The organism is Spirillospora sp. NPDC048819, from assembly GCF_040650055.1.
Lineage (GTDB): Bacteria > Actinomycetota > Actinomycetes > Streptosporangiales > Streptosporangiaceae > Spirillospora.
This window is the reverse complement of record NZ_JBEZGN010000001.1, coordinates 143333-165778: the sequence shown is the minus strand read 5'-3', so window position 1 is coordinate 165778 and position 22446 is coordinate 143333. Positions and strand designations below refer to the sequence as shown.

Sequence of the window (22446 nt, the reverse complement as noted above, 5' to 3'; positions counted from 1 at the left end):
CTGACCCCGCCGATGCCTGTCCGAAACCCGCCTCCGAAACTCGCCCGCGCGGCACGTTCGGGACGGTCGGGACGGCAGGGCCGGTCGGTGTGATCAGAGGGAGCGGCGGAGGGCGATGAGGGCGACGTCGTCCTCGCGGTGGCCGAACTCGGAGATGAGGCGGTCGCTGAACGTCTCCAGGTCGTCGTCGACGGGGACGGCGATGGTGCGCAGCCGCTCCAGATTGTCCGACAGGGGGATGCCGCGGTCCTCGATCAGCCCGTCGGTGATCAGCACCACCGTCCCGCCCGGCGGAATCTCGGCCTCCTCGATCGCCACCCGGTCCGCGGGGAAGCCGAGCAGCACCCCGCCGCCCGCGCCGTAGCGGGCCCGGCCCTCGTTGATGAACAGCGGCGCGAGGTGCCCGGAGTTGGCGACCTGCACGGCCCCGGTGCGGGGATCCACGGTCATCAGGCACATCGTGGCGGTCTGGTCGTCGTGGTAGCGCAGCATGACGCCGTTCAGGAGCCGCAGGATCGTGACGGCGTCGTGGCCTTCGTCGGCGAAGGCGCGCAGCGCGTGCCGGATCTCCGCCATCACCGTGGCCGCGTGCAGCGAGTGCCCTTGCACGTCGCCGATGGCGACCAGGACGTGGTCGCCGCGGTCGAGCACCTCGTAGAAGTCGCCGCCCACCTCGGCCTGCTCGCTGGCGGGCTCGTAGCGGACCGAGAACGCCCAGCCGGGGATGGACGGGTGCACCGACGGGAGCAGGCTGCGCTGCAGGGTCAGCGAGATGAGGCGCTGCTCGGTGAAGGACCGCAGCGCGCCCATCGCCAGGGCGAGCGCCTGACCGAGCTGGCGCAGGATGTTGAGGTCCACGTCGTCCGGCTCGCCGCGGGCCTCGATGCCGATGCAGACCGGCGGGCCGCCGCGTTTGGAACGCGACATCACGACGGCGACGTCACCCTGGGCGACCGCGTCCGGCAGCACGGACTTCCACCGCCTCGCCGGCAGGAGGACGACGTCGGTCCCGCCTTCCTCGCCGAGTTCCAGCAGGCCGGGCAGCCGGTCGAACACCCCGGCCGGGGTCGCGCGCTGCTCGGTGCGGCCGTCCAGGCTGACCGCGCGGCGGGGACGGCCGTCCGGCGGCAGCACGAGCACGGACGCGGGCTCCCCGAAGATCTCGAGGGCGCCGCGCGCCGTGACCATCGTCAGCTCCTCGAAGGTCTCGGCGGCGTTGATGGCGAGGGACGTGCGGGTGAACGCCGCCATCCGCTCGGCCATCCGCTCGGCCCGTATCCGCGCCCGGGAGTAGCGCAGGACCGACTCGACCGTCGCGAGGAACTCGTCCGGATCGATCGGGTCGGTCAGGTAGGCGTCGGCGCCCCGCCGCAGCCCGTGCGTGCGGTCGGTGGACTCCACGGCCCAGGCCGAGATCTGGATGACGGGCACGGACGCGGTCTCCGGGTCCGCCTTGAGCTGCGCGCTCATCTCGATGCCGCTCGCGTCCGGCAGCTTGACGTCGAGGACGATCAGGTTCACGTCGTGTTCGGCGAGCCGCTGCCGGGCCTCGGCGGCGGTCGCGGCGTTCACGACGGTGTGACCGGCACGCTGCAGCCAGCTGGCGATGATGTACCGCTTGGTGTCGTTGTCGTCGACGACCAGGGTGCAAGGCTCCGCATCCGTCATCGGTCCTCCCGTGCCTGCGGTTTCCTAACCTGCTGCAGCGTCTCCTTCAGACCTACCGGATCGAGACGATTCCCGCTCGGTACCGTGCCCGCCCGGCCCGGTCGCCGGTGGCGGGACATCACCGCGTCCGCCGGGATCTGCTTCGCCGTCGTGACGGGGTTCCGCCGGGGGCGGCCGCGACGGCAGCCGAAGCGTGGCGGTCGTGCCCTCGCCGAGGGTGCTTTCCAGGGTGAGTTCGCCGCCGAGCAGCAGCGCCAGGCGCCGGGAGTAGGGGAGGCCGAGCCCCGTCCCCTCCGTCCTGGGCCCGGGCACCTGGTAGAACTCCTCGAAGACCCGTTCCAGTTCGGCGTGCGGGATGCCTCTGCCGGTGTCGGTCACGACGAACTCTACGTGCTCCGCCGTGGACCGGACGGTCAGCCGCACCTCGCCCTCGTCGGTGAACTTCAACCCGTTCCCCAGCAGGTTGCGCAGCAGCCGGGTCAGCATCACCTCATCGGTGACCAGGACGGGCGGGGCGCCGTCGGCGTCCACGGTCAGCGTCGAGTCCGTCTGCTCCGCCATGGGCGCCATGAGCGCGGACAGCTTGTCCACCAGCGCGTGCGTGTCCACCGCGGACGGCTGCGCCTCCAGGCGGCCCTGTTCGGCCTTGGCCATGTCCAGCAGCTCGTTCACCAGTCCCAGCAGGGTCCTGCCGGTGTCGTCGATCAGTGAGATCTGGCGCCGCTGCTCTTCGCTGAGAGAGTCCGCGGCCGGATCGAGCAGCAGCCGGGCGAGGCCGATGATCGAGTTGACGGGGGTGCGCAGCTCGTGGCTGATGGAGGCCCAGAAGCGGTTCTTGGCCTCGCCGACCTCGCGGAGCTGGTCGGTCTTCTCGTCCAGGTCCGCGTACAGCGCCACGACTCCGCGGTTGGTCTTGTCCAGCTCCTCGGAAAGCTCCGTGTAGAGGGCCATCACGCCCTGGTTGGTCTCCTCCAGTTCGGCGTTGAGGCGCCGGAGTTCCTCGCGTTGCCGCCGGGCCTCCTCAAGGGCGTCGATCAGCTCGGTGTTCTGCGTGCGCAGCTCCTCCAGCGCCGGAACGGGCAGCAGCCGCCAGAGCCGGGTCCGCAGCTCCTCCAGTTCGGCGCCGGTGATGCCGGCGACGCCCGCCGGCAGGTTCTTGCGGGCCCGGACGAGGAAGAGGTCTCCCCGCCCGTCCTCCTCGACCAGGTCCATGAGACGGGCGGCGGCCGAGAACCCGTCCCCGGCGATGTCCGCGCCGGGAGGCGGCTCGAAGCCGAACTCGATCACCAGCCGGGGGTCCCCGTCCCGCTCCAGCAGGAAGGCGGCCGAGACCCTGCCGAAACGGGAGAAGAGCTCCCGCCCGAGCTCGCTGAGCGCGATGGCGACCCTGATCTGGTCGTGGTGGGCGAGGTGCATCGCCGCGGCGACCTGGCGGCCGGCCTGCCGGACGGCGAAGACGCCCGCCACGTCGGTGATCTCCATCTGCATCAGGGCGTCGCGCATGCCGTCACCCCGCCTCCGGCGTGGTCACCGCGAGCACGCAGCGGTCGTCGTGGCGCACCCCGGCGTCGCGCAGCACGGTCGCCGCGGTCAGCATCGGGTCGCGGCCGGCCAGCCCGGACAGGCCGGCGGCGTTCCACCGGCCGGTCAGGCCGTCGGAGTGCAGCACCACGGCCGCCCCCGGCGGCAGGTCGTAGACCTGCTCCCGGAAACGCGGATGCGTGCCGGCGATGCCGGGAACCGAGATCATTCCGGTTCGGTGGTCCGGGTGGACGATCCACCCGGCGATGTTGCCGAGCCCGGCGTAGCGGACCCGGCCGGCGTCGGGTTCGATCGCGGCGACGGCGACGGCGGCGCCCCGGGTCGGGCGGAGCCGCCGGTGGATGTGCCCGAGGATCTCGGCGGGACGCGCCGGCAGCGCGGTGTCGCGCATCGTACGGACGGCCTCCTGCGCCGCGCGCGCCGCCAGCGGGCCGTGCCCGAGGCCGTCGCAGAGCATCGCGTACACCGTGCCGCCCGCGGCGGCCGCCGCGTAGGCGTCGCCGCATTCGCGCTCGCCGTCGATCGGACGGGTCAGCCCGGCGAACGGCGGCTCGGCCCCGGACGCCGTGGCCGCCTCGCGCTCTTCGCCCGGCTGCCGGAACCGGGCGAAGAGCGCGGTCCCGACACGGGGCAGTGAGGACAGGCCGCTGCGATCGGCGAGGCGCTCGATCGAGCCGAGCCCGAGGCCCAGCGTGCCGGCGGTCGAGTAGCCGCCGAGGCGCGAGCGGGGGACGTCGGCGATGCCGGGACCGCGGTCGATGCAGACGATCTCCAGGGCGGCGGTCGCCCCGTTCCGGACGATCCGCACCAGCATCTCGCCCCGCTCGGCGTGCTTGGCGAGGTTGGTGGCGGCCTCCGTGGCCGCGAGCTGGACCTGGCCGAGCCGTTCCCCGGTGAATCCGAGCCGCTGGGCGAGCACGGTGATCTCGCGCCTGGCGCCGGCGGCGGCGCTGTCCTCCTCGGCCCGGAACCACCGCGACTCGTCCGCGGCCGGGCTGGTCGTCCAGCCGGCGGCGGTCACCGGATCCATTTGACCAACACCACCCTGGTGCCCTCCCCGGGCCGGGACTCCAGTTCGAACTCGTCCGCGAGCCGGCGGGCGCCGGACAGGCCGAGCCCCAGGCCCTCCCCGGTGCTCCAGCCGTCGGTCATGGCCTGTTCCTTGTCGGCGATGCCCGGCCCTTCGTCGGTGAAGACGATGCGCAGGCCGGCGCGGCCCTGGGCGTCCGTGGCCTCCTCGACGCGCGCCGAGCCGCCGCCGCCGTGCACCAGCGTGTTGCGGGCCAGTTCACTCGCCGCGGTCACGATCTTGGTCTGATCGACGAGGGACAGCCCGGCGGCGGAGGCCGCCGTCCGCACCGTCCGGCGGATGCGGACCACGTCGTCGTTGGAGGCGATGGGCATCTCGCCGGCGGGCGGGGTGGTCACCGGCCGTCCAGCGACGCCTCGAGCAGCCGCATGCCCTGGTCCAGGTCCAGGGCGGTGCGGACGCCGTCCAGGGACAGCCCCAGTTCCACCAGCGTGATCGCGACGGCGGGACGCATCCCGACCACCACGGTCGTGGCGTCCATCAGCCGCGACATCGACGCGATGGTGGAGAACGTCCGGCCGATGAACGAGTCGACGATGTCGACCGCGGAGATATCGATGATCACGCCGCGCGCCCCGGTCCGGACGATCTCCTCGGCCAGCTCCTCCTGCAGCGTGAGGACGGTCCGGTCTTCGAGGTCGATCTGGATCGACACCAGCAGGAACCGGCCGAGCTTGAGGATCGGCACCCGTTCCATCACGCGTCCGTCCGGCTGAGGACCCGCAGGCCGGAACCCTCCAGCGCGTACGCCAGCGCGTCGGCCAGGGTCGCCTTGGTGACGATGTCGCCGAACTCGATGCCGAGCGTCGCGATCGTGTGCGCGATCTGCGGCCGGATGCCCGAGATGACGCACTCGGCGCCCATCAGCCGCGCCGCCATCACCGTCTTCAGCAGGTGCTGGGCGACCTCGGTGTCGACCGCCGCCACCCCCGTGATGTCGATCACGGCGAACTGCGAGCTCGTGTCGGCGAGCATCTGCAGCATCGTCTCCATCACGACCTGGGTGCGGGCCGAGTCCAGGGTGCCGACCAGCGGCACCCCGAGGATGCCGTCCCACAGCTTCACCACCGGAGTGGACAGCTCCAGCAGCTGCTCGGCCTGGTCGGCGATGACCTGCTCGCGTGCGGCGGCGTACGCCTCGAAGGTCTCCAGCCCGAGGTCTTCGACGTAGTCGGAGAACACGCCGAACTCGGCGAAGACCCCGCCTTGGCCCAGCGCTTCGAACTGCTCGCGGACGGCCCGTTTCAGCGAGAACACGCTGATCGCGGTCTCGGTGGGGCTGAAGCCCCGGCGGGCCCGGTTGCGGGAGATCTCCCCGAGGGCCGCGCGCAGTTCGCCGCCGGCGGTGCCGTCGCCGTCGGCGAGGGTCCGCTCGACCAGGCCGTACAGCTCGGTCAGCTCCGTTCGCACCTCGCGTTCGGTGATGCGGCCGCGTATCCCCTCGTTGACCAGCTCCACCCAGCGGTCGAGCACCGAGTCGCGCCGCGAGTGCAGCAGGTCCGGGATCGGATTCTCGCCTGTCTCGCCGCTCATGGGTGCTCCCATCTGTGCCGTGCTCGGAAGGAAGGTCGTCGTACGGATGCGTTTGTCCGTAAAGTCGAGAATTTGCCGTGATGCAACGTTAACCGGCGATCTCGTGTGAGACCCCGCATGCCCGCTGCCCGGCTGGATCATGTCGGCCGGGTGCCGTGGCCCCTCCCCGGTGGCCTGTCCCCTTCCTTCCCCGGTCACGCGCTCCGATGTGGGCCGAGAGTGTGGTTTTGGTCTACCGGTCACCCGCGGGGCGGTTCAGGGGGTAGACCTGCATCTGTGCAGGTGAGTTATGTGAGTGAGGCGACTCCCGGTCGGGAGAACGAGGACTTCGTGGCGGCGGGACCCGGATGGGTCGTGCTGCTGGACGGGGCGACGGCGCCGGCGGGGGTGGACAGCGGGTGCCGGCACGACCCGGCGTGGCTCGTGCGCAGGCTCGGCGGGCGGATCGCGGCGCTGCTGGCGCTGGAGGACGGCCAGCCGCTGCCCGACCTGGTGGCGGAGGCGATCAAGGTGACGGGGGAGACGCACACGGGGACGTGCGATCTGGAGAACCCCGACAGCCCGTCCGCCACGGTGTCGCTCCTGCGGCGGCGCGGCGCGGCGGTGGAGTGGTTCGTCCTGGCCGATTCGCCGATCGTGATGGACGTGGGCGAGGTGCGGGTCTTCCGGGACGACCGGGTCGATCACCTGCCCAGCTACACGCTGGAGGGCGTCCGGAGATCGCGCAACAGCCCCGGCGGGTTCTGGGTGGCGAGCACGCGACCGGAGGCGGCCTACGAAGGGCTGACCGGCGAGGTGCCGGTCGAGGGACTCAGACGCGCGGCGGTGCTGAGCGACGGCGCGTCCAGGCTCGTCGAGCGGTTCGGGCGGATGGGGTGGGACGACCTCCTCCGGCTGCTGGACGAGGAGGGGCCGCGCGAACTGGTCAGAAGGACCAGGGAGGCGGAGGCGGAGGCGTCGGCGACCGGGGCGCGCGGCAAGCGCCACGACGACGCCACCGCGGTACTGGTGCGCTTCTGACGCGACGAAACCGTGTTGCCCGAAGGAAAGCGCCATCCTGGAATCTGATTCTAGAATGCGTGCATGGAGTCTCAGGATTTCGCCGACGTGCTCAAGGCCGTCCGCAGCTTCGTCCGCGACCAGGTGATCCCCCGCGAGGAGGAGATCGAGGAGACCGACGAGATCCCGGAGGCGCTGCGGCGCACGTCCCGGGACATGGGCCTGTTCGGGTACGCGCTGCCCGAGCAGTACGGCGGCCTCGGGCTCTCGCTGAGCGAGGAGGTGCGGCTGGTCTTCGAGATCGGCTACGCCAGCCCCGCGTTCCGCTCCATGTTCGGCACCAGCAACGGCATCGCCGGGCAGGTCCTGGTCAACGCCGGGACGGACGCGCAGCGCGACACCTGGCTGCCGAAGCTCGCGTCCGGCGAGGTCATCGGCGCCTTCGCGCTCACCGAGGCCGAGGCCGGCTCCGACCCCAGCACCCTCACCACGACCGCGGCCCGCGACGGCGGCGACTACGTGATCAACGGCGCGAAGAGGTTCATCACCAACGCCCCCGAGGCCGACGTCTTCATGGTCTTCGCCAGGACGGGCGGCGCCGGCTCCCGGGGAATCTCCACGTTCCTCGTCGAGAAGGGCGCCGGCGGCCTCGAGATCGGGCCGTCCGACCAGAAGATGGGCCAGCGCGGAGCCCACACCGCCGAGGTCTTCTTCAACGACGTTCGCGTCCCCGCCGCCGCCATGGTCGGGCCGGAGGGAACCGGCTTCCGCACCGCCATGGCGTCCCTCGCCCACGGGCGGCTCAGCATCGCCGCCGTCTGCGTGGGCCTCGCCCAGAGAATCCTGGACGAGACGGTCGCGTACGCGAAGGAACGCAGCCAGGGCGGCAGCACCATCGGCGAATACCAGCTCGTCCAAGGGCTCATCGCCGACTCGCAAGCCGAGCTGTACGCGGGACGCTCCATGGTCCTGGAAGCGGCCCGGGCCTACGACGCCGGCGAGGACACCAAGCTCGGACCGTCCTGCGCCAAGTACTTCTGCTCCGAGATGGTCGGACGCGTCGCCGACCGCGCCGTGCAGGTATTCGGAGGCATGGGCTACATGCGCGGCGTCGCCGTCGAACGCTTCTACCGCGACGTCAGGCTGTTCCGCATCTACGAGGGGACGAGCCAGATCCAGCAGCTCGTCATCGCCCGCAACCTACTGCGCTGACCAGCGAAGACACCGTCCGCCCGGAGTGGCTCGCGCCGCACCGGGCGGACGTGCGCCAGGCCCCCGGCGGGGCCCCTTCAACCAGTTCGCAAGTGCTCCCGACTCCGTGTATGGTTTCACTGCGCGAACGACGCAGGCCCCTTTAGCTCAGTCGGCAGAGCGTCTCCATGGTAAGGAGAAGGTCTACGGTTCGATTCCGTAAAGGGGCTCAGCAGCTCAGAGGCCGTCCCGGCAGGATCGGGGCGGCCTTCGCCGTCCCCGGGGCCGCCCACCCCGCGCCGGGGGCCGGCGGCCGATATCTGATTCGCTCCATACAGGGCGCTGTGGTAGCGTCCCACCGGTTCCAGTAGGACGTTTCGCAGGTCACCGGCGCACCCGTCGACCTGGGGAACGGTCCGGCGGGGCCTTCGGAGCCGGTCTCCCGATCATGATCCGGGTTATCGTGTTTCCAGAGTTCGGTGAGCATCCGGTATCCTTGCATTCCGGTCCACACCGACCATCGCGGCGGGGTAGCTCAGTCAGGCAGAGCAAGCGGCTCATAATCGCTGTGTCGCCGGTTCAAGTCCGGCCCTCGCTACCACCCATGTCTCTCACCTCCGTCCCGGAGGTGGGCAGGCTGGGTCGAATCGCCGGTCGTCCTCCCCGGGCGGCCGAGGTCCGAAGTCCAATGTCCCCAGCTCAGAAAGGCACTCCATCGTGGCTGCCACCGACGTCCGGCCGAAGATCACGCTGGCCTGCCAGGAGTGCAAGCACCGCAACTACATCACGCGGAAGAACCGGCGCAACGACCCGGACCGCCTGGAGATCAAGAAGTACTGCCCCAACTGCAGGACCCACCGTCCGCACCGGGAAACCCGCTAACACACGTCCGGACGGCGAAGTACTGCCCGCTGCGCTCTCGCACGGGGCAGGGACCCACCGTCCGCACCGGGAAACCCGCTAGCGAACGTCCGGACGGCGAAGTACTGCCCGCTGCGCTCTCGCACCGGGCCGGGAACCACCGTCCGCACCGCGGAACCCCGCAGTTGAGCGCGCCGCCAAGGCCCGTGCAACGGCTGCTTCTTCGCACGCTTGCCCCAACGTGATCAGCCCGTCCTCGCCACTGAGACCCGCGAGGGCGGGCTGAACGTCGTTCTGTTAGCGTCCGTCCGAGACGAACCAGCGGGTGTTCGGGCGGCACCTGCGCACCGAAGCCCTGTTCGACCTGGAGGGACGGGATTGCATGGCACTCAACCGTGATTTCATCGGGCGGAGCTTCCCGCCCACCGAGCCGTACGAGGTCAGCCGGGTGAAGATCCGCGAGTTCGCGGACGCGATCGGCGACCGCAACCCGGTCTACCGCGACCAGGAGGCGGCGAAGGCGGCCGGGCACCCCGACGTCATCGCGCCGCCGACCTTCCCTATCGTCGTCTCCCTCGGCAACCCCGCGCTCGCCGACCCCGACCTCGGGCTGAACTACGCGATGGTCGTGCACGGCGAGCAGAGGTTCGAATACACCCGCCCGGTCCGCGCCGGCGACGTCGTGACCTGCTCCTCGACGGTCACCGAGATCAAGTCGATCGGCAACAACGAGAAGATGGTCATCGAGACCGACGTCAAGACCGTCGAGGGCGAGCTCATCTGCAAGACCTACAACACGATCGTGGAGCGGGGGGCCTGATGACCGCGAAGGTGAACTACGCCGACGTCGAGGTCGGCACCGAGATCCCCGCGCAGACGTACGCGGTCGACCGCGCGAACCTCGTCATGTACGCGGGCGCGTCCGGCGACTTCAACCCCATCCACTGGCGCGAGTCCACCGCGAAGGCCGTCGGCCTGCCGGACGTCATCGCGCACGGCATGTACACGATGGCGCAGGGCGGCCGGTTCGTCACCGACTGGGCCGGCGACCCGGGTGCCGTGGTGGACTACGGGGTACGGTTCTCCTCACCGGTCGTCGTCCCCGACGAGGGCGGCGCGACCCTGGAGATCAGCGGCAAGGTGGAGGAGAAGCTCGACGACAACAAGGTCGTCGTGGCGCTCACCGCCAAGTCCAACGACCAGAAGGTCCTCACGCGTGCCAAGGCGGTCGTCAAGCTCGCCTGAACCGCGCCGAGGCGACGCACCGGCCGGGACGCCCCGGCCGGTGCGGCACGGACGCCGGGCACCGCGCCGGCGGCTGACCGGGCACGTACGGGAGGGGAACACGACGTGGCGGTGTTCGCTGAAGAGGTGAACCTGGCGGGATACACCACGCTGCGGCTGGGCGGCCCCGCCCGCCGCTTCGTCGAGGCGACGACCGAGGCGGAGCTGGTCACCGCGATCCGCAAGGCCGACGACGAGGGCGAACCCGTCCTCGTGCTCGGCGGCGGGAGCAACCTGGTGGTCGCCGACGACGGGTTCCAGGGCACCGTCGTGCACGTCGGCACCCGCGGCACCGAACGCACCGCCGTCGAGGGCGACAAGGTCCTGGTCCGGGTCCAGGCCGGTGAGGACTGGGATCCGTTCGTCGCCCGCTGCGTCGCCGACGGCCTCGCCGGCGTGGAATGCCTGTCCGGCATCCCGGGGCGTGTCGGCGCGACCCCGATCCAGAACGTCGGCGCCTACGGGCAGGACGTCAGCGAAACGATCGTCGAGGTCCGCGCCTACGACCGGGAGGCCCGCGCCGTCGTCACGCTCGACCGCGACGCCTGCCGGTTCACCTACCGGCACAGCGCGTTCAAAGGCAACGACCGGTACGTCGTCCTGGACGTGACTTACGCGCTGCACGAGGCCGAGGAGTCGCAGCCGGTCGCCTACGCCGAGCTGGCGAAGAAGCTCGGCGTCCGGCCGGGGGACCGGGTGACGCTGAAGGAGGCGCGCGACGCCGTCCTCGAACTGCGGCGCGGCAAGGGCATGGTCCTGGACGCCGCCGACCCCGACACGCGCAGCGCGGGGTCGTTCTTCACCAACCCGATCCTCGAACCCGGCCAGCTCACCGAGCTGGAACGCCGCGTCGCCGACCGGCTCGGCCCGGACGCCGCGTTCCCGCGCTACCCGGAGATCGGCGACCGGGTGAAGACGTCCGCGGCCTGGCTGATCGACCGGGCCGGGTTCACCAAAGGGCACGCCGTCGGCCCCGCGCGGATCTCCACCAAGCACACCCTGGCGCTCACGAACCCGGGCGGTGCCCGCACCGCCGACCTGCTGGCGCTGGCCCGCGAGGTGCGCGGCGGCGTCCGCGACGCGTTCGGCGTCGAGCTGGTCAACGAGCCGGTCCTCGTCGGAGTGACCCTCTGAGTCGGAGTGACCCTCTGAAAGGCCCCTTGACCGGGCTTGCTAGTGTCGATGGCGTCGAGGGGGAGTAGTCCCAATCGCGTGATCGACATGCTGGCGCCGCCGACGGCGCCCGGTCACGCGGGCCTCAATCCCAATGAGGCGGACGAGACCTTCGGCCCGGCAGTCATGCCGGGCCGAGGTCGTGCGCCGCAGAGCCCCCGCCCTTCGCCCGGTGTCCGAGCGAGAGGGAACCCGTGTCCGCCTTCCTCATCAGCCTGGTCGTGATCTTCGTCGCCGAACTGGGCGACAAGAGCCAGCTCATGGCCATGACCTTCGCCACCCGGTTCCGGGCGCTGCACGTGCTGATCGGCATCACCGCCGCGACCGCGATCGTCCACCTGGCGAGCGTGGCCCTCGGCGCGGCGCTCGGCGCAGCGCTCCCGACCGGCCCGATCTCGATCCTCGCCGGCGTGGCGTTCCTCGGCTTCGCGCTGTGGACGCTGCGCGGCGACGAACTCGACGACGACGAACGCGACCGGGCCCGGCGCGCCACGGGCTCGGCGATCCTCGCCGTCGGCGGGGCGTTCTTCCTGGCCGAACTGGGCGACAAGACGATGCTCGCCACCGTCACCCTGGCCGCCGACCACGGCGGTCTCCTCGCGCTGACGGGGGTGTGGGCCGGTTCGACGATCGGCATGGTCGCCGCCGACGCGCTCGCCATCGTCGTCGGCCAGATCCTTGGGAAGAGGCTCCCCGAACGGGTCATCAAGTACGGCGCCGCCGCCGGGTTCGCGATCTTCGGCGTCCTGCTGCTGGCGGAGGGCGTTACCGGATGAACGGCTGAAACGGCCGCCGGGCGGGAACCATTGAGGTCAAGGCCCTTGACGACCGCGGGGCTCGGCCGCGGAAGGGCCCGGACGGGAGTACGACCGTGGCCCTACCCGCACCCGCGCCACCACCCCCACCCCCACCCCGGCACGCGCTCGGCATGCGCCTCCAGTTGAGCGACGAGGCCGCCGCCCGCATCCGCGAGCTGATCATGGACGGCCGGGTCAGGCCCGGCGACTATCTGCGGCTCGAACGGCTGGCCATGGAATTCGGCATCAGCGTCACGCCCGTCCGGGAGGCGCTGAAGTCGCTGCGCAGCGAGGGGTTCGTCGTCCTGGAACCGAGACGCGGGTTCGTCGTCGCGCCGCTGTCGAAACGCGACGTCCAGGACCTGTTCTGGGTGCAGGCGGGCATCGCCGCCGAACTGGCCGCGCGGGCCACCCCGCGGATCGGCCCCGAGACCCTCCGCGACCTGGACGGGCTCCAGCATGCTTTGGAACGTGCCGAGGTGGCCCGCAGGCCCAACCTGATGGAGGAGCACAACCACCGCTTCCACCGGGAGATCAACCTGGCCGCCGACTCGGCGAAGCTGGCCTGGTCGCTCGGGACGGCCGCGCGGTACGTCCCGCGCGGGCTTTACGGGAGGCTCGCCGACTGGCCCGGCCTCGCGGTCCGGGACCACGAACGCATCCTGGCCGCGCTGCGCGACGGCGACGCGCGGACGGCGGGCGCGGAGATGCGCGACCACATCGTGCGGGCCGGTGAACTCCTGGTGGCCCACCTGGAACGCCGCGGAATGTGGCGCCCCGGCGACCCGGGCCCCGGCGATCTCGGCCGCGGCTCCGGCGCCGATCCCGGCGCCGTCCGGTGACGCGGACTCAGCCGGACAGCCAGGCGTCGACGCCCGCGAGCAGCCGGCCCCGCACCTCGTCCGGGGCGGCCGAAGCCCTGATCGACTGCCGCGCCAGGTCCGCCAGTTCCGCGTCGGAGAAACCGTGGTCGTCCCGGACGATGTCGTACTGGACGGCCAGCCGCGAACCGAACAGCAGCGGGTCGTCCGCGCCCAGCGCGATGGACGCGCCCGCCTCGTACAGCCGCCGCACCGGAACGTCCGACGCCGTCGCCGCCACCCCGAGACCCACGTTCGACGCCGGGCAGACCTCCAGGGTCACGCCCCGGTCGATGATCTGCGACAGGAGCCGCGCGTCCTCCACGGCGCGCACCCCGTGCCCGATCCGGTCGGCGCTCAGCGTGTCGAGGCATTCCCGGACGCTCGCCGGGCCGAGCAGCTCACCGCCGTGCGGGGTCGACAGCAGCCCGCCGCGCTTGGCGATCCGGAACGCGCCCTCGAAGTCGTAGGCGCGGCCCCGCCGCTCGTCGTTGGACAGCCCGAACCCGACGACGCCCTCGCCCGCGTACCGGACGGCCAGCCGCGCGAGGGTCTTGGCGTCCAGCGGGTGCCGCGTCCGGTTCGCCGCGATGACCAGGCCGATGCCGACGCCGCTGGCCCGCGACGCATCGCGCGCCGCGTCCAGCACCAGCTCGACCGTCGGGGTCAGCCCGCCGAACCTCGACGCATAGCCGCTCGGGTCGACCTGGATCTCCAGCCAGCCCGACCCCTCCGCCGCCTCGTCCTCGGCCGTCTCGCGGAGCAGGCGGCGCAGGTCGTCCGGCGTCTGCAGCACCGAACGGGCGATGTCGTAGAGCCGCTGGAACCGGAACCATCCCCGTTCGTCGGTCGCCTGCAGCCGGGGCGGCCAGTCCTCGACGAGGGCGTCCGGCAGGTGCACGCCGTGCCGGCCGGCGAGCTCGACGAGCGTGGAATGCCGCATCGACCCGGTGAAGTGCAGATGCAGATGCGCCTTGGGGAGCAGGGCCACGTCCGGACGGGCGGAGCCGCGGGCGACGCCCGCGTGCTCCCGATGGTCCGGCACGGAACGGTCCTGGGCCGGACGAGCCGACACGGTACGGGCCTCCATACGCCAATGTTGCCGGATCATCGTCGCGGCCGAACCCCCGGCGCGCCAGGATCACCACACCGGACTACCTCGTATGACACGCGACGGCCATCCCCGCTCATGGGCATCCGAAAAAACTTTGGAATCGCGTGCAACCCCTTCCCGGCACCGTGCGTATACGAGGGGCGCCAGAGAGAAACCGGGCACCCCCGCAAGAGAGATGACGGGCAGAAGGGATTCACGATGATCACGCTGAAGGCCGCCTTGATCGCGGCGTCCACCATCGGCACCGTGGCCGTGGGCGGCGGCGCGACGTGGGCTATGACCGGCTCCCACCAGGAGGCGGGCCTCCAGTCCAACGGCGCCAAGGCCCCCGCGGTGGAGCGCAAGATCCAGGACGCCGTGCCCAGCACCGCCCCCACCTGCCTGCCGGCCAAGCCCGGCCTGCCGAAGGCCGGGCTCCCGGAGACCGGCGCGAGGAAGCAGGTCCAGAAGCAACTGGAGCAGAACCCCGTCACCAAGGACGTGCCGAAGGTGGACGTCCCGGCCAAGGACCTGCCGAAGGCCGACGTGCCCAAGACCGACCTGCCCAAGCCGGACCTGCCGAAGACCGGCCTGCCGGACGCCGAGGTCCCCGGCGTCAAGGCCCCGGACGTCAAGGTCCCGGACGCCAGGTCGAAGGTCCCGGCGGACCTGCCGACCTGCGCGCCGTCCACCAAGGACCTGCCGGCGGACGCCCCGGCGACGCCGCCGTCCGCCCGCGTCCCCGGCAAGCCGGGCCTGCCCGCCGCCCCCAAGCTCGACTGCAGCAAGCTGGCGCCCGCGGTGAAGGTCGGCGGCCCGGTCGAGAAGGCCGTCATGCTGACCAAGGGCCTGCGCCACGTCTCGACCGTCCCCAGCTCCGCCGACCTGCGCGACAAGAACGTCTGCGCCGTCACCCAGAAGTGGGCGAACAAGGCCGGCCAGTGGATCACCGTCGAAACCCTGAAGACGCCCGCCGGCATGACCCAGAATCAGCTCCGGCAGGCGCTGAACCTGCCCGAGGGCGGCACGCCGATCACCGTGTACGGGGCGGCGGGCTGGATGGGCCCCAATGGTGACGGCGTCCTGCTGTTCGACCCGAACGGCTACTCGCTGTTCGTCAACGGCAACCCCGTTGCCGCGGGCGGCCTGAAGGACGTGACCGCAGCGCTGCGCAAGGCCCAGTAGGGCCGGTCGGCAAGCGGTCCCGACAAGAGGAACACGGGTGGGCGGCTCGGCGCGGAGCCGCCCACCCCCAAGAAAAGACGAGCCGGATTTGCTCTAGCCCGGGATGGAGCACAGTGGGGCGTCGAGACGACGAGTCGTTCGTGGAGTTCGTGGCGGCACGCGGCGATGCCCTGCTGCGCACCGCGGCGCTGATGTGCGGGGCCCGGCAGGACGCCGAGGACATCCTGCAGACCGCGCTGGAGAAGGCCTATCGGCACTGGGGACGGCTCGAGACCGACAGCGATCCCGAGCCCTACGTCCGCCGCATCCTGGTCAATCTCGTGATCAGCCGGTCCCGGCGCTGGAAGGTGCTGCGGGAGATCCATATGGCGCGGCTCCCGGAGACGCCGGCCGTCTCGCCGAACCACGCCGTCGAGCTGAGGGGGACGCTCATGGAGGAGCTGCGCAAGCTCGGCCCGCGACAGCGGGCGGTACTGGTCCTGCGCTTCTGGGAGGACCTGTCGGAGGCGGAGACGGCTCAGGCGCTCGGCTGTTCGGTCGGAACGGTCAAGAGCCAGGCGTCCCGGGGACTCGCCAGGCTCCGGGAACGCCTCGACAAGAACCTGGCCACACTGGGGAGATGAGCGATGGATCTGGAGAGTGAACTGCGGGAGGCCATGGCCGAGCAGGTGGCCGAGGCGACCGCGTCGCCGTCGCTCGTCGCGGACGTCAAACGCCGCCATCGGCGCAGGAAGGCCCGGATCCACGCGGCCGCCGGAGTCGCGGCGGCGTCGGTCGCCGCGCTCGCCCTGGTGCCCACCTACCAGTCGTTCCGGGCCACACCCGCCGGCAACTCCGAGACGACCCGCCCCCCGGGCGGCGTCTCGGAGCACCGGCAGCCGGAACGGCCTCTCGCCCCGGGCCCCTCCCAGTCCCCGTCAGCCAAGGAGGGGCCCGGGGCGGGAACCTCCGGCGAACCGGAGGCCCACCCGTCATCGCGCGGGCCCGGGGTGATTCCGGAGAAGCCGGGCATCGGCGGGGTCGTGGACGACCTGCCGCGCTGGATCGCCTACGTCCCGGACGGCCTCGCCGCCACGGGTCCGTGCGCGGTGACGGGCGACGCCGAGCGCGAGACGACGACGTGCGAGTGGCGGGGGAGCGCCGGCTGGCTGGAGATCGCCGTGGTGAAGGGACGCGGGCTCGCCGATCCGCGGGAACTGATGAAGAGCCCCGGCATTCCCGGCCGCACGACCGTGCGCGGGCTTCCCGCGCTCACCGCCGACCGTCCCGGCTCCGGACGTCAGATCTCGTGGCTGGCCAGGCCCGGCGTCGGGGTGACCGTGTCGGGCGGCGGATCGGTCGAGAAGCAGCTCATGCGCATCGCGGAGGGCGTGCGCCCGTGAACCGCGTTCCGGGAGGACGCTTCACTCCCGGCGGACATCGACTCTGTTCCGGCAGGACGTCCCGCGGCGGAGAGGGGCCGCGGCGGGGCACCCCGGCCGGAACCTGGGAGGAACGGGACAGCTGAGGCGGCAGCCCCGTTCCGCACGGAAACCGGCCCCGGGCGAGTGCGCGCCCGGGGCCGGTCCGTGACAGCGGGGCGGATCAGCCCGCCTCGGAGAGCAGCTTCGCGACACGCGAGACGCCCTCGACGAGGTCGTCGTCGCCCAGCGCGTACGACAGACGGAAGTAGCCGGGCGTGCCGAACGCCTCACCCGGCACCAGCGCGACCTCCGCCTCCTCCAGGATCAGCGACGCCAGCTCCACCGACGTCTGCGGGCGCTTCCCGCGGATCTCCTTGCCCAGCAGCGCCTTCACCGACGGGTAGGCGTAGAACGCGCCCTCCGGCTCGGGGCACACCACGCCCGGGATCTCGTTCAGCATCCGCACGATCGTCTTGCGGCGCCGGTCGAACGACGTGCGCATCTCCGCGACCGCCGACAGGTCGCCGGTCACCGCGGCGAGCGCCGCCGCCTGCGACACGTTCGCCACGTTGGACGTCGCGTGCGACTGCAGGTTGGCGGCGGCCTTCACCACGTCCGCCGGGCCGACCATCCAGCCCACCCGCCAGCCCGTCATCGCGTACGTCTTCGCGACGCCGTTCAGGACGAGCGTCCGGCCGGCCAGCTCCGGCACCACCACCGGCATCGAGTGGAACTCGGCGTCCCCGTACACCAGGTGCTCGTAGATCTCGTCCGTGATGACCCACAGGCCGTGCTCGTCCGCCCAGCGGCCGATCGCCTCGACCTCGGCGCGGGAGTACACGGCGCCGGTCGGGTTGGACGGCGACACGAACAGCAGCACCTTCGTCCGGCCGGTGCGGGCCGCCTCCAGCTGCTCGACGCTCACCTTGTAGCCCGTGGTCTCGTCGGCGACCACGTCCACCGGCACCCCGCCCGCCAGCTTGATCGACTCGGGGTAGGTCGTCCAGTACGGCGTCGGGACGATCACCTCGTCGCCCGGGTCGAGCAGCGCGGCGAACGCCTCGTACACCGCCTGCTTGCCGCCGTTGGTCACCAGGACCTGGGCCGCCTCCACCTTGTAGCCGGAGTCGCGCTCGGTCTTCTCGGCGATGGCGGTGCGCAGCTCGGGCAGCCCGCCCGCCGGCGTGTACTTGTGGAACCGCGGCACCCTGCACGCGGTCACCGCGGCCTCGACGATGTAGTCGGGCGTGGGGAAGTCGGGCTCGCCCGCGCCGAACCCGATGACCGGGCGGCCCGCCGCCTTCAGCGCCTTGGCCTTGGCGTCGACGGCCAGCGTGGCGGATTCGGATATCGCGGCGATGCGCTTGGAGATGCGAGGACGGTCGATGCTCATGTCCCCATCGTTACAGATGCGGTCCCACGACCCGAGCCCTATATCCAGGAGGCTCCGAGCGGAGCTCGTCGTTTGGATGGTGGTGGGTGGGGGCTGGAGGACGGTCCGAGCGAATGGTTGTCGGTGCCGGGTGTGGAACTCCGGTCATCCGGTTCGACGCGGGGGCCTCGGCGACGTAGACTCACCGTCCTAGTGGCGTGTCACCGGTATTACGAGCCTGTCCGCACACGGACGTCGTCAAGAGGCCGTAAGCTGAGACACGACACCATCCCGGTCCTGCGGCCGGGTGTTCTCCGTGAACCGGAGAATGAAGGGCAGTGGCTCAATTGGTAGAGCTCCGGTCTCCAAAACCGGCGGTTGGGGGTTCGAGTCCCTCCTGCCCTGCGAGGTGCGGTGCGCGCACCCGTGCCGGCCGCGTCACGGCTGTGCTGTGGCACTCCGCGGCACGGGACCGTGCGGCAACCACGTGGTGGTTGGATCACGACCTATGAGGTGAACGGCGGCAAATGGCGACTGAGACCGACGAGCGCGACGAGCCCGAGGCCAAGGGCGAGGGCAAGCGCAAGAAGGAGAAGTCCCCGAGGCGGACGACTCCGGCGCTCTTCGTGCGCCAGATCATCGCTGAGCTCCGCAAGGTCATCTGGCCCACGCGGCGGGAGCTCATCACCTACACGGTCGCCGCCCTGGTCTTCGTGCTGATCATGGTCGGTATCGTGTCCGGTGTCGACTACGGGTTGCAGCAGGGCGTTTACGCCATCTTCGGCTGAGGCCGCGGCAACCGGCATTCCGGCGAGCCAGCGCCGCATCATCGCAAGTCCATCACCCCAGACCGACAGAAAGAGTCATCGTGTCCGAGCCCTCACAGCCCTACGACGAGGCCGTTGAAGAGGCCCAGTCCGCTGCGGCTGCTGCGGCAGACCAGGCGGCCGAGCCCGCCGACGAGACGGCCGAGGCGGCCGTCGCCGCCGGTGAAGGCGAGCCTGCGGACACCAAGCTCGAGGGCGAGGGCCCCGAGCCGGACGCCGCCGCGGACGCCGGCGATCTCGCCGAGGCCGTCGCCGGGGAAGCCGGGGAAGATGCCGAGCAGGACGAGGAGGCCGACGAGGCCCCCGCCGAGCCGCCGGTCGACCCGTACGCCGAGTTCAAGATGCAGCTCCGGCTCCAGCCGGGCGACTGGTACGTCGTGCACTCCTACGCGGGGTACGAGAACCGGGTCAAGACCAACATCGAGACCCGGACCCAGACCCTCAACATGGAGGACTACATCTTTCAGATCGAGGTCCCGCAGCACGAGGTGACCGAGATCAAGCAGGGCAAGCGGCAGAAGGTCAACGAGAAGGTCCTGCCGGGCTACATCCTCGTCCGGATGGAGCTGACCGACGAGTCGTGGGCCGCGGTCCGCAACACGCCGGGCGTGACCGGGTTCGTCGGCCTGCTGAACAAGCCGTCCCCGCTGAGCCTGGACGAGGTCGCCAACCTGCTGGCCCCCGAGCCCGAGGAAGGCGCCGCCAAGGCCGCCAAGGAGCAGGCGAAGGCCCCGGCCACCGTCGACTTCGAGGTCGGCGAGTCGGTCACCGTCATGGACGGCCCGTTCGCCACCCTCCCCGCCACCGTCAACGAGATCAACGCCGAACAGCAGAAGCTCAAGGTCCTGGTCTCGATCTTCGGCCGCGAGACCCCGGTGGAGTTGTCCTTCAACCAGGTCTCCAAGATCTGACCGCCCGCTCGCCAGGCCGTGTCCCGAGCGGGCGGCTCCCACCCGTGCCGGGACGGACGGGTCGCGGGGCCACCGCCGGGCCGGCTCTGCGGGTGGTGACCGACCCACCTCGATCAGGCCGTATCCTGGACGGGTTGCCCTCATCCAGGGGTCCGTCTCGGGCTGATCGTCCAGTCCGAGAGCGATCGGCCGCACTGGTCGGCGACAGAGCGTTCGGCTTTCGCGAAGGCGGAGATGCCGAGTACCAAGCGGTTCCTACACGGTGGATGCGTCCCAGCCGCCGTGTTGCCCGGATGACCGGGAGTCGGAGCCACCAATAAATGGGACAAAGGGGTTCGCATGCCTCCGAAGAAGAAGAAAATCGCAGCGCTGGTCAAGGTTCAGCTTCAGGCCGGCGCCGCGACGCCGGCGCCGCCGGTCGGTACCGCGCTCGGTCCGCACGGCGTCAACATCATGGACTTCTGCAAGCAGTACAACGCCGCCACGGAGTCCCAGCGCGGCAACGTCATCCCCGTAGAGATCACCATCTATGAGGACCGGTCGTTCAGCTTCGTCACCAAGACGCCGCCGGCCGCGCAGCTCATCCTGAAGGCCGCGGGCGTCGAGAAGGGCAGCGGCGAGCCGCACAAGACCAAGGTCGGCTCGATCACCGCCGACCAGGTCCGCGAGATCGCCACGACCAAGATGCCCGACCTCAACGCCAAGGACGTCGAGGCGGCCTCGAAGATCGTCGCCGGCACCGCGCGGTCGATGGGCATCGAGGTCAAGTAAGTCTCATCCGGTGGAAGGGCCGGCGCTGGCCCGTACCACGAGTTCCTTAGGAGGAACGAGAATGAAGCGCAGCAAGAGCTATCGCGCCGCGGCGGAGAAGATCGACCGGGACCGGCTGTACAGCCCGGTCGAGGCCGTGAAGCTCGTCAAGGAGACCAAGGTCGTCAAGTTCGACCCGACCGTGGAGGTCGCCCTGCGGCTGGGCGTCGACCCCCGCAAGGCCGACCAGATGGTGCGCGGCACCGTCAACCTGCCGCACGGCACGGGCAAGACCGCCCGCGTGCTGGTCTTCGCCGTCGGCGCCAAGGCGCAGGAGGCCGAGGCGGCGGGCGCCGACCTGGTCGGCTCCGACGACATGATCGAGCGGATCCAGGGCGGTTTCCTGGAGTTCGACGCGGTTGTGGCGACGCCGGACCAGATGGGCAAGGTCGGGCGGCTGGGCCGGGTGCTCGGCCCGCGCGGCCTGATGCCGAACCCGAAGACCGGCACCGTCACGATGGACGTGGCCAAGGCCGTGACCGACATCAAGGGCGGCAAGATCGAGTTCCGTGTCGACCGGCACGCGAACCTGCACTTCATCATCGGCAAGGCGTCCTTCGACCAGCGCCAGCTGGTGGAGAACTACGCCGCGGCCGTCGAGGAGATCCAGCGGCTGAAGCCGTCCGCCGCGAAGGGCCGCTACGTCAAGAAGGCGTCGCTGACGACGTCGATGGGCCCGAGCATCCCGGTGGACCCGAACGCGGTCCGCAATCTGACGTCGGACCTCGAAGAGGCCTGATCGAGCGCCACCACCGTCACCGAGCAGGGCGTCCCCGCTGAACCGGGGGCGCCCTGCCGCCGTTTCAGGGGCCCCATAGCACCGAACGCGATGGATACATAGATCGCCGTCCGGAACCGGACAAATCGGGGAACGGATTTTTTGTTACCGGTGGGAAATCTGGTGTTGAATCGTCCCGTGAAGCGTCGAACCGACCGGGCCATCGCCATCTCCGCAGTCACCGCCGTCGCCGTCGTGCCCACGGCGATCATGATGGTGGTCAAGGTCGGCGGGGGTTCCGCCGAGGACGGCGGCTCGATGCCGGCGTCCGCGGCGATGGCGCAGCAGGATCCGGCCAACCCGAACGGCACGGCGACCGGCCTCGTGACCCCGGGCGCGACCACCGCGCCCGGCGCGGGTTCCGGCGCGGGTGCGGGCAACGGCTCCGGCGCTCCGGGCACGCCGGCGAGAGGCGGCGTGAGCGGCCTCCCCACGGCGCCGCCGCAGCCCGGTCCGAGCCTGCACGCCTTCACCCGCAAGACGGACATGAAGGTGACGGTCGGGTCGAACGGCGACTATCAGCACGCCACCGAGACCGCGTCGTTCACGCTGTGGCCGAAGTTCGCGATGAGCGCGACCGGCGTCACGCAGACCGTGCAGGGCGGCGAGGTCAGCAAGGTCACGCAGAAGGTGGTCGTGAGCGGCCTGACGCTCAAGGGCTACGACGGTGAGAAGTGGACCCAGTCCACGCTCACCTCGGCGCAGCTGAACACGCTGCGGTCCCAGTCCGACCCCCGGCAGTTCACCTTCATGATCGGGACGCTCCCCGGCACGACCGCGAGCGAGCCGGACGAGAACGGCAGGACGCATTTCGCCGCGCAGGCGCTGATGGGCAGCGTGTTCTCGCTGCTGCCGCAGGACGCCGCCGCCGTGATCCGCAAGTGGGTGCCGGACGACGTCACCTGCGGACTGGACCTGTGGGCCGACAGCAAGGCCCGCCCCACGTCGATCGGCCTGAATGCCCAGGCTTCGGGCGCCACCCTCACCGGCACAATGGCCTTCACCTCTTATCGTTGACAGGACGCATCACCCCAGGCCATCGCCGCAACCCCGCAACGGACAAAACCGT

The 22446-nt window shown here is 71.0% G+C and carries 24 protein-coding genes and 3 tRNA genes; 19 read left to right on the top strand and 8 right to left on the bottom strand.

Translation table 11 applies throughout. From position 1 onward, the window contains the following. Positions 1-93 precede the first annotated feature (93 nt). Genes AB0C35_RS00865 through AB0C35_RS00840 form a run of 6 tightly spaced genes read right to left on the bottom strand, consistent with a single transcriptional unit; the run spans position 94 to position 5833 of the window. Positions 94-1668: a fused response regulator/phosphatase gene (locus AB0C35_RS00865; protein WP_358449016.1), complete on the bottom strand. Its 1575-nt coding sequence runs from the start codon at positions 1666-1668 to the stop codon at positions 94-96. A gap of 24 nt (positions 1669-1692) precedes the next feature. Beyond that, positions 1693-3171, bottom strand: coding sequence for an ATP-binding protein (locus AB0C35_RS00860; RefSeq protein ID WP_358449014.1), 1479 nt, complete (start codon positions 3169-3171; stop codon positions 1693-1695). A 4-nt stretch (positions 3172-3175) separates the two neighbouring features. After that, the gene (locus tag AB0C35_RS00855; protein WP_358449012.1) at positions 3176-4240 is read right to left on the bottom strand and encodes an ATP-binding SpoIIE family protein phosphatase; all 1065 of its coding nucleotides are present in this window, start codon (positions 4238-4240) and stop codon (positions 3176-3178) included. Continuing rightward, a complete protein-coding gene (locus AB0C35_RS00850; RefSeq protein WP_358449010.1) occupies positions 4228-4638 on the bottom strand; it encodes an anti-sigma regulatory factor in 411 nt (136 codons plus the stop codon). The genes AB0C35_RS00855 and AB0C35_RS00850 overlap by 13 nt, the downstream gene beginning before the upstream one ends. Further along, positions 4635-4997, bottom strand: a complete 363-nt coding sequence (locus tag AB0C35_RS00845) for an STAS domain-containing protein (protein ID WP_358449008.1) — start codon at positions 4995-4997, stop codon at positions 4635-4637. The genes AB0C35_RS00850 and AB0C35_RS00845 overlap by 4 nt, the downstream gene beginning before the upstream one ends. Continuing rightward, a complete protein-coding gene (locus AB0C35_RS00840; protein WP_358449006.1) occupies positions 4997-5833 on the bottom strand; it encodes an STAS domain-containing protein in 837 nt (278 codons plus the stop codon). The genes AB0C35_RS00845 and AB0C35_RS00840 overlap by 1 nt, the downstream gene beginning before the upstream one ends. A 291-nt stretch (positions 5834-6124) precedes the next feature. Between AB0C35_RS00840 and AB0C35_RS00835 the strand changes: the two genes are divergently transcribed. The 10 genes from AB0C35_RS00835 to AB0C35_RS00790 all read left to right on the top strand — a co-directional run bounded on the left by AB0C35_RS00835 (position 6125) and on the right by AB0C35_RS00790 (position 12980). Continuing rightward, positions 6125-6853: a hypothetical protein gene (locus AB0C35_RS00835; protein WP_358449004.1), complete on the top strand. Its 729-nt coding sequence runs from the start codon at positions 6125-6127 to the stop codon at positions 6851-6853. Between the two features lie 63 nt (positions 6854-6916). Then, positions 6917-8044, top strand: a complete 1128-nt coding sequence (locus AB0C35_RS00830) for an acyl-CoA dehydrogenase family protein (protein WP_358449002.1) — start codon at positions 6917-6919, stop codon at positions 8042-8044. A 136-nt stretch (positions 8045-8180) separates the two neighbouring features. Next, positions 8181-8253, top strand: a tRNA-Thr gene (locus AB0C35_RS00825). A 294-nt stretch (positions 8254-8547) separates the two neighbouring features. Beyond that, positions 8548-8624: transfer RNA gene (locus AB0C35_RS00820), tRNA-Met, on the top strand. Between the two features lie 116 nt (positions 8625-8740). Then, positions 8741-8905: a 50S ribosomal protein L33 gene (gene rpmG / locus AB0C35_RS00815; RefSeq protein WP_026404241.1), complete on the top strand. Its 165-nt coding sequence runs from the start codon at positions 8741-8743 to the stop codon at positions 8903-8905. A 361-nt stretch (positions 8906-9266) separates the two neighbouring features. After that, positions 9267-9704 (top strand): MaoC family dehydratase N-terminal domain-containing protein, encoded by a 438-nt coding sequence (locus tag AB0C35_RS00810; RefSeq protein WP_358449000.1) that lies wholly within the window; start codon positions 9267-9269, stop codon positions 9702-9704. After that, on the top strand, positions 9704-10129 hold the full coding sequence (locus AB0C35_RS00805) for a MaoC family dehydratase (RefSeq protein ID WP_358448998.1): 426 nt from the start codon (positions 9704-9706) through the stop codon (positions 10127-10129). Before AB0C35_RS00810 ends, AB0C35_RS00805 begins: the two co-directional genes overlap by 1 nt. Positions 10130-10234: 105 nt before the next feature. Beyond that, positions 10235-11302 carry a UDP-N-acetylmuramate dehydrogenase gene (locus AB0C35_RS00800; RefSeq protein WP_358448996.1) on the top strand — a complete coding sequence of 356 codons (1068 nt, stop codon included), beginning with the start codon at positions 10235-10237 and terminating at the stop codon, positions 11300-11302. A 233-nt stretch (positions 11303-11535) separates the two neighbouring features. Beyond that, entirely contained in the window at positions 11536-12117 is a 582-nt protein-coding gene (locus AB0C35_RS00795) for a TMEM165/GDT1 family protein (protein WP_358448993.1), read from the top strand. 95 nt (positions 12118-12212) lie between these two features. Beyond that, positions 12213-12980, top strand: a complete 768-nt coding sequence (locus tag AB0C35_RS00790; RefSeq protein ID WP_358448991.1) for a GntR family transcriptional regulator — start codon at positions 12213-12215, stop codon at positions 12978-12980. A gap of 7 nt (positions 12981-12987) precedes the next feature. On the opposite strand, the gene AB0C35_RS00785 is transcribed toward AB0C35_RS00790, so the two are convergent. Next, entirely contained in the window at positions 12988-13989 is a 1002-nt protein-coding gene (locus AB0C35_RS00785) for an adenosine deaminase (protein ID WP_358449837.1), read from the bottom strand. Between the two features lie 321 nt (positions 13990-14310). Here AB0C35_RS00785 and AB0C35_RS00780 point away from each other — a divergent pair, with 321 nt between their 5' ends. From AB0C35_RS00780 to AB0C35_RS00770, 3 genes are all read left to right on the top strand, one after another. Continuing rightward, a complete protein-coding gene (locus AB0C35_RS00780; protein ID WP_358448989.1) occupies positions 14311-15276 on the top strand; it encodes a hypothetical protein in 966 nt (321 codons plus the stop codon). Positions 15277-15389: 113 nt separating this feature from the next. After that, a complete protein-coding gene (locus AB0C35_RS00775) occupies positions 15390-15899 on the top strand; it encodes a SigE family RNA polymerase sigma factor (protein WP_358448987.1) in 510 nt (169 codons plus the stop codon). Positions 15900-15902: 3 nt separating this feature from the next. Continuing rightward, positions 15903-16658: a hypothetical protein gene (locus AB0C35_RS00770; protein ID WP_358448985.1), complete on the top strand. Its 756-nt coding sequence runs from the start codon at positions 15903-15905 to the stop codon at positions 16656-16658. 202 nt (positions 16659-16860) lie between these two features. Here AB0C35_RS00770 and AB0C35_RS00765 read toward each other — a convergent pair whose 3' ends face one another. Then, positions 16861-18072 carry a pyridoxal phosphate-dependent aminotransferase gene (locus AB0C35_RS00765; protein WP_358448983.1) on the bottom strand — a complete coding sequence of 404 codons (1212 nt, stop codon included), beginning with the start codon at positions 18070-18072 and terminating at the stop codon, positions 16861-16863. A gap of 311 nt (positions 18073-18383) precedes the next feature. On the opposite strand from AB0C35_RS00765, the gene AB0C35_RS00760 reads away from it, so the two are divergent. The 6 genes from AB0C35_RS00760 to AB0C35_RS00735 all read left to right on the top strand — a co-directional run bounded on the left by AB0C35_RS00760 (position 18384) and on the right by AB0C35_RS00735 (position 22394). Next, positions 18384-18456 (top strand) — tRNA-Trp (locus AB0C35_RS00760). A gap of 122 nt (positions 18457-18578) precedes the next feature. Further along, complete coding sequence (gene secE / locus AB0C35_RS00755; RefSeq protein WP_358448981.1) at positions 18579-18839, top strand: preprotein translocase subunit SecE; 261 nt, start codon at positions 18579-18581, stop codon at positions 18837-18839. Between the two features lie 80 nt (positions 18840-18919). Then, positions 18920-19789: a transcription termination/antitermination protein NusG gene (gene nusG, locus AB0C35_RS00750; RefSeq protein WP_358448979.1), complete on the top strand. Its 870-nt coding sequence runs from the start codon at positions 18920-18922 to the stop codon at positions 19787-19789. Between the two features lie 339 nt (positions 19790-20128). Next, complete coding sequence (gene rplK / locus AB0C35_RS00745) at positions 20129-20560, top strand: 50S ribosomal protein L11 (protein WP_358448977.1); 432 nt, start codon at positions 20129-20131, stop codon at positions 20558-20560. Between the two features lie 61 nt (positions 20561-20621). After that, positions 20622-21338 (top strand): 50S ribosomal protein L1, encoded by a 717-nt coding sequence (gene rplA, locus AB0C35_RS00740; protein WP_358448975.1) that lies wholly within the window; start codon positions 20622-20624, stop codon positions 21336-21338. Between the two features lie 177 nt (positions 21339-21515). Continuing rightward, positions 21516-22394 carry a hypothetical protein gene (locus tag AB0C35_RS00735; protein WP_358448973.1) on the top strand — a complete coding sequence of 293 codons (879 nt, stop codon included), beginning with the start codon at positions 21516-21518 and terminating at the stop codon, positions 22392-22394. Positions 22395-22446 lie beyond the last annotated feature (52 nt).

What these genes read in the sequence shown, in the direction of transcription:
- AB0C35_RS00865 (WP_358449016.1), bottom strand. Translation starts at nt 1,668, where the DNA reads ATGACGGATGCGGAGCCTTGCACCCTGGTCGTCGACGACAACGACACC.
- AB0C35_RS00860 (WP_358449014.1), bottom strand. Translation starts at nt 3,171, where the DNA reads ATGCGCGACGCCCTGATGCAGATGGAGATCACCGACGTGGCGGGCGTC.
- AB0C35_RS00855 (WP_358449012.1), bottom strand. Translation starts at nt 4,240, where the DNA reads ATGGATCCGGTGACCGCCGCCGGCTGGACGACCAGCCCGGCCGCGGAC.
- AB0C35_RS00845 (WP_358449008.1), bottom strand. Translation starts at nt 4,997, where the DNA reads ATGGAACGGGTGCCGATCCTCAAGCTCGGCCGGTTCCTGCTGGTGTCG.
- AB0C35_RS00840 (WP_358449006.1), bottom strand. Translation starts at nt 5,833, where the DNA reads ATGAGCGGCGAGACAGGCGAGAATCCGATCCCGGACCTGCTGCACTCG.
- AB0C35_RS00830 (WP_358449002.1), top strand. Translation starts at nt 6,917, where the DNA reads ATGGAGTCTCAGGATTTCGCCGACGTGCTCAAGGCCGTCCGCAGCTTC.
- AB0C35_RS00810 (WP_358449000.1), top strand. Translation starts at nt 9,267, where the DNA reads ATGGCACTCAACCGTGATTTCATCGGGCGGAGCTTCCCGCCCACCGAG.
- AB0C35_RS00805 (WP_358448998.1), top strand. Translation starts at nt 9,704, where the DNA reads ATGACCGCGAAGGTGAACTACGCCGACGTCGAGGTCGGCACCGAGATC.
- AB0C35_RS00780 (WP_358448989.1), top strand. Translation starts at nt 14,311, where the DNA reads ATGATCACGCTGAAGGCCGCCTTGATCGCGGCGTCCACCATCGGCACC.
- AB0C35_RS00770 (WP_358448985.1), top strand. Translation starts at nt 15,903, where the DNA reads ATGGATCTGGAGAGTGAACTGCGGGAGGCCATGGCCGAGCAGGTGGCC.
- AB0C35_RS00765 (WP_358448983.1), bottom strand. Translation starts at nt 18,072, where the DNA reads ATGAGCATCGACCGTCCTCGCATCTCCAAGCGCATCGCCGCGATATCC.
- secE (WP_358448981.1), top strand. Translation starts at nt 18,579, where the DNA reads ATGGCGACTGAGACCGACGAGCGCGACGAGCCCGAGGCCAAGGGCGAG.
- rplK (WP_358448977.1), top strand. Translation starts at nt 20,129, where the DNA reads ATGCCTCCGAAGAAGAAGAAAATCGCAGCGCTGGTCAAGGTTCAGCTT.
- rplA (WP_358448975.1), top strand. Translation starts at nt 20,622, where the DNA reads ATGAAGCGCAGCAAGAGCTATCGCGCCGCGGCGGAGAAGATCGACCGG.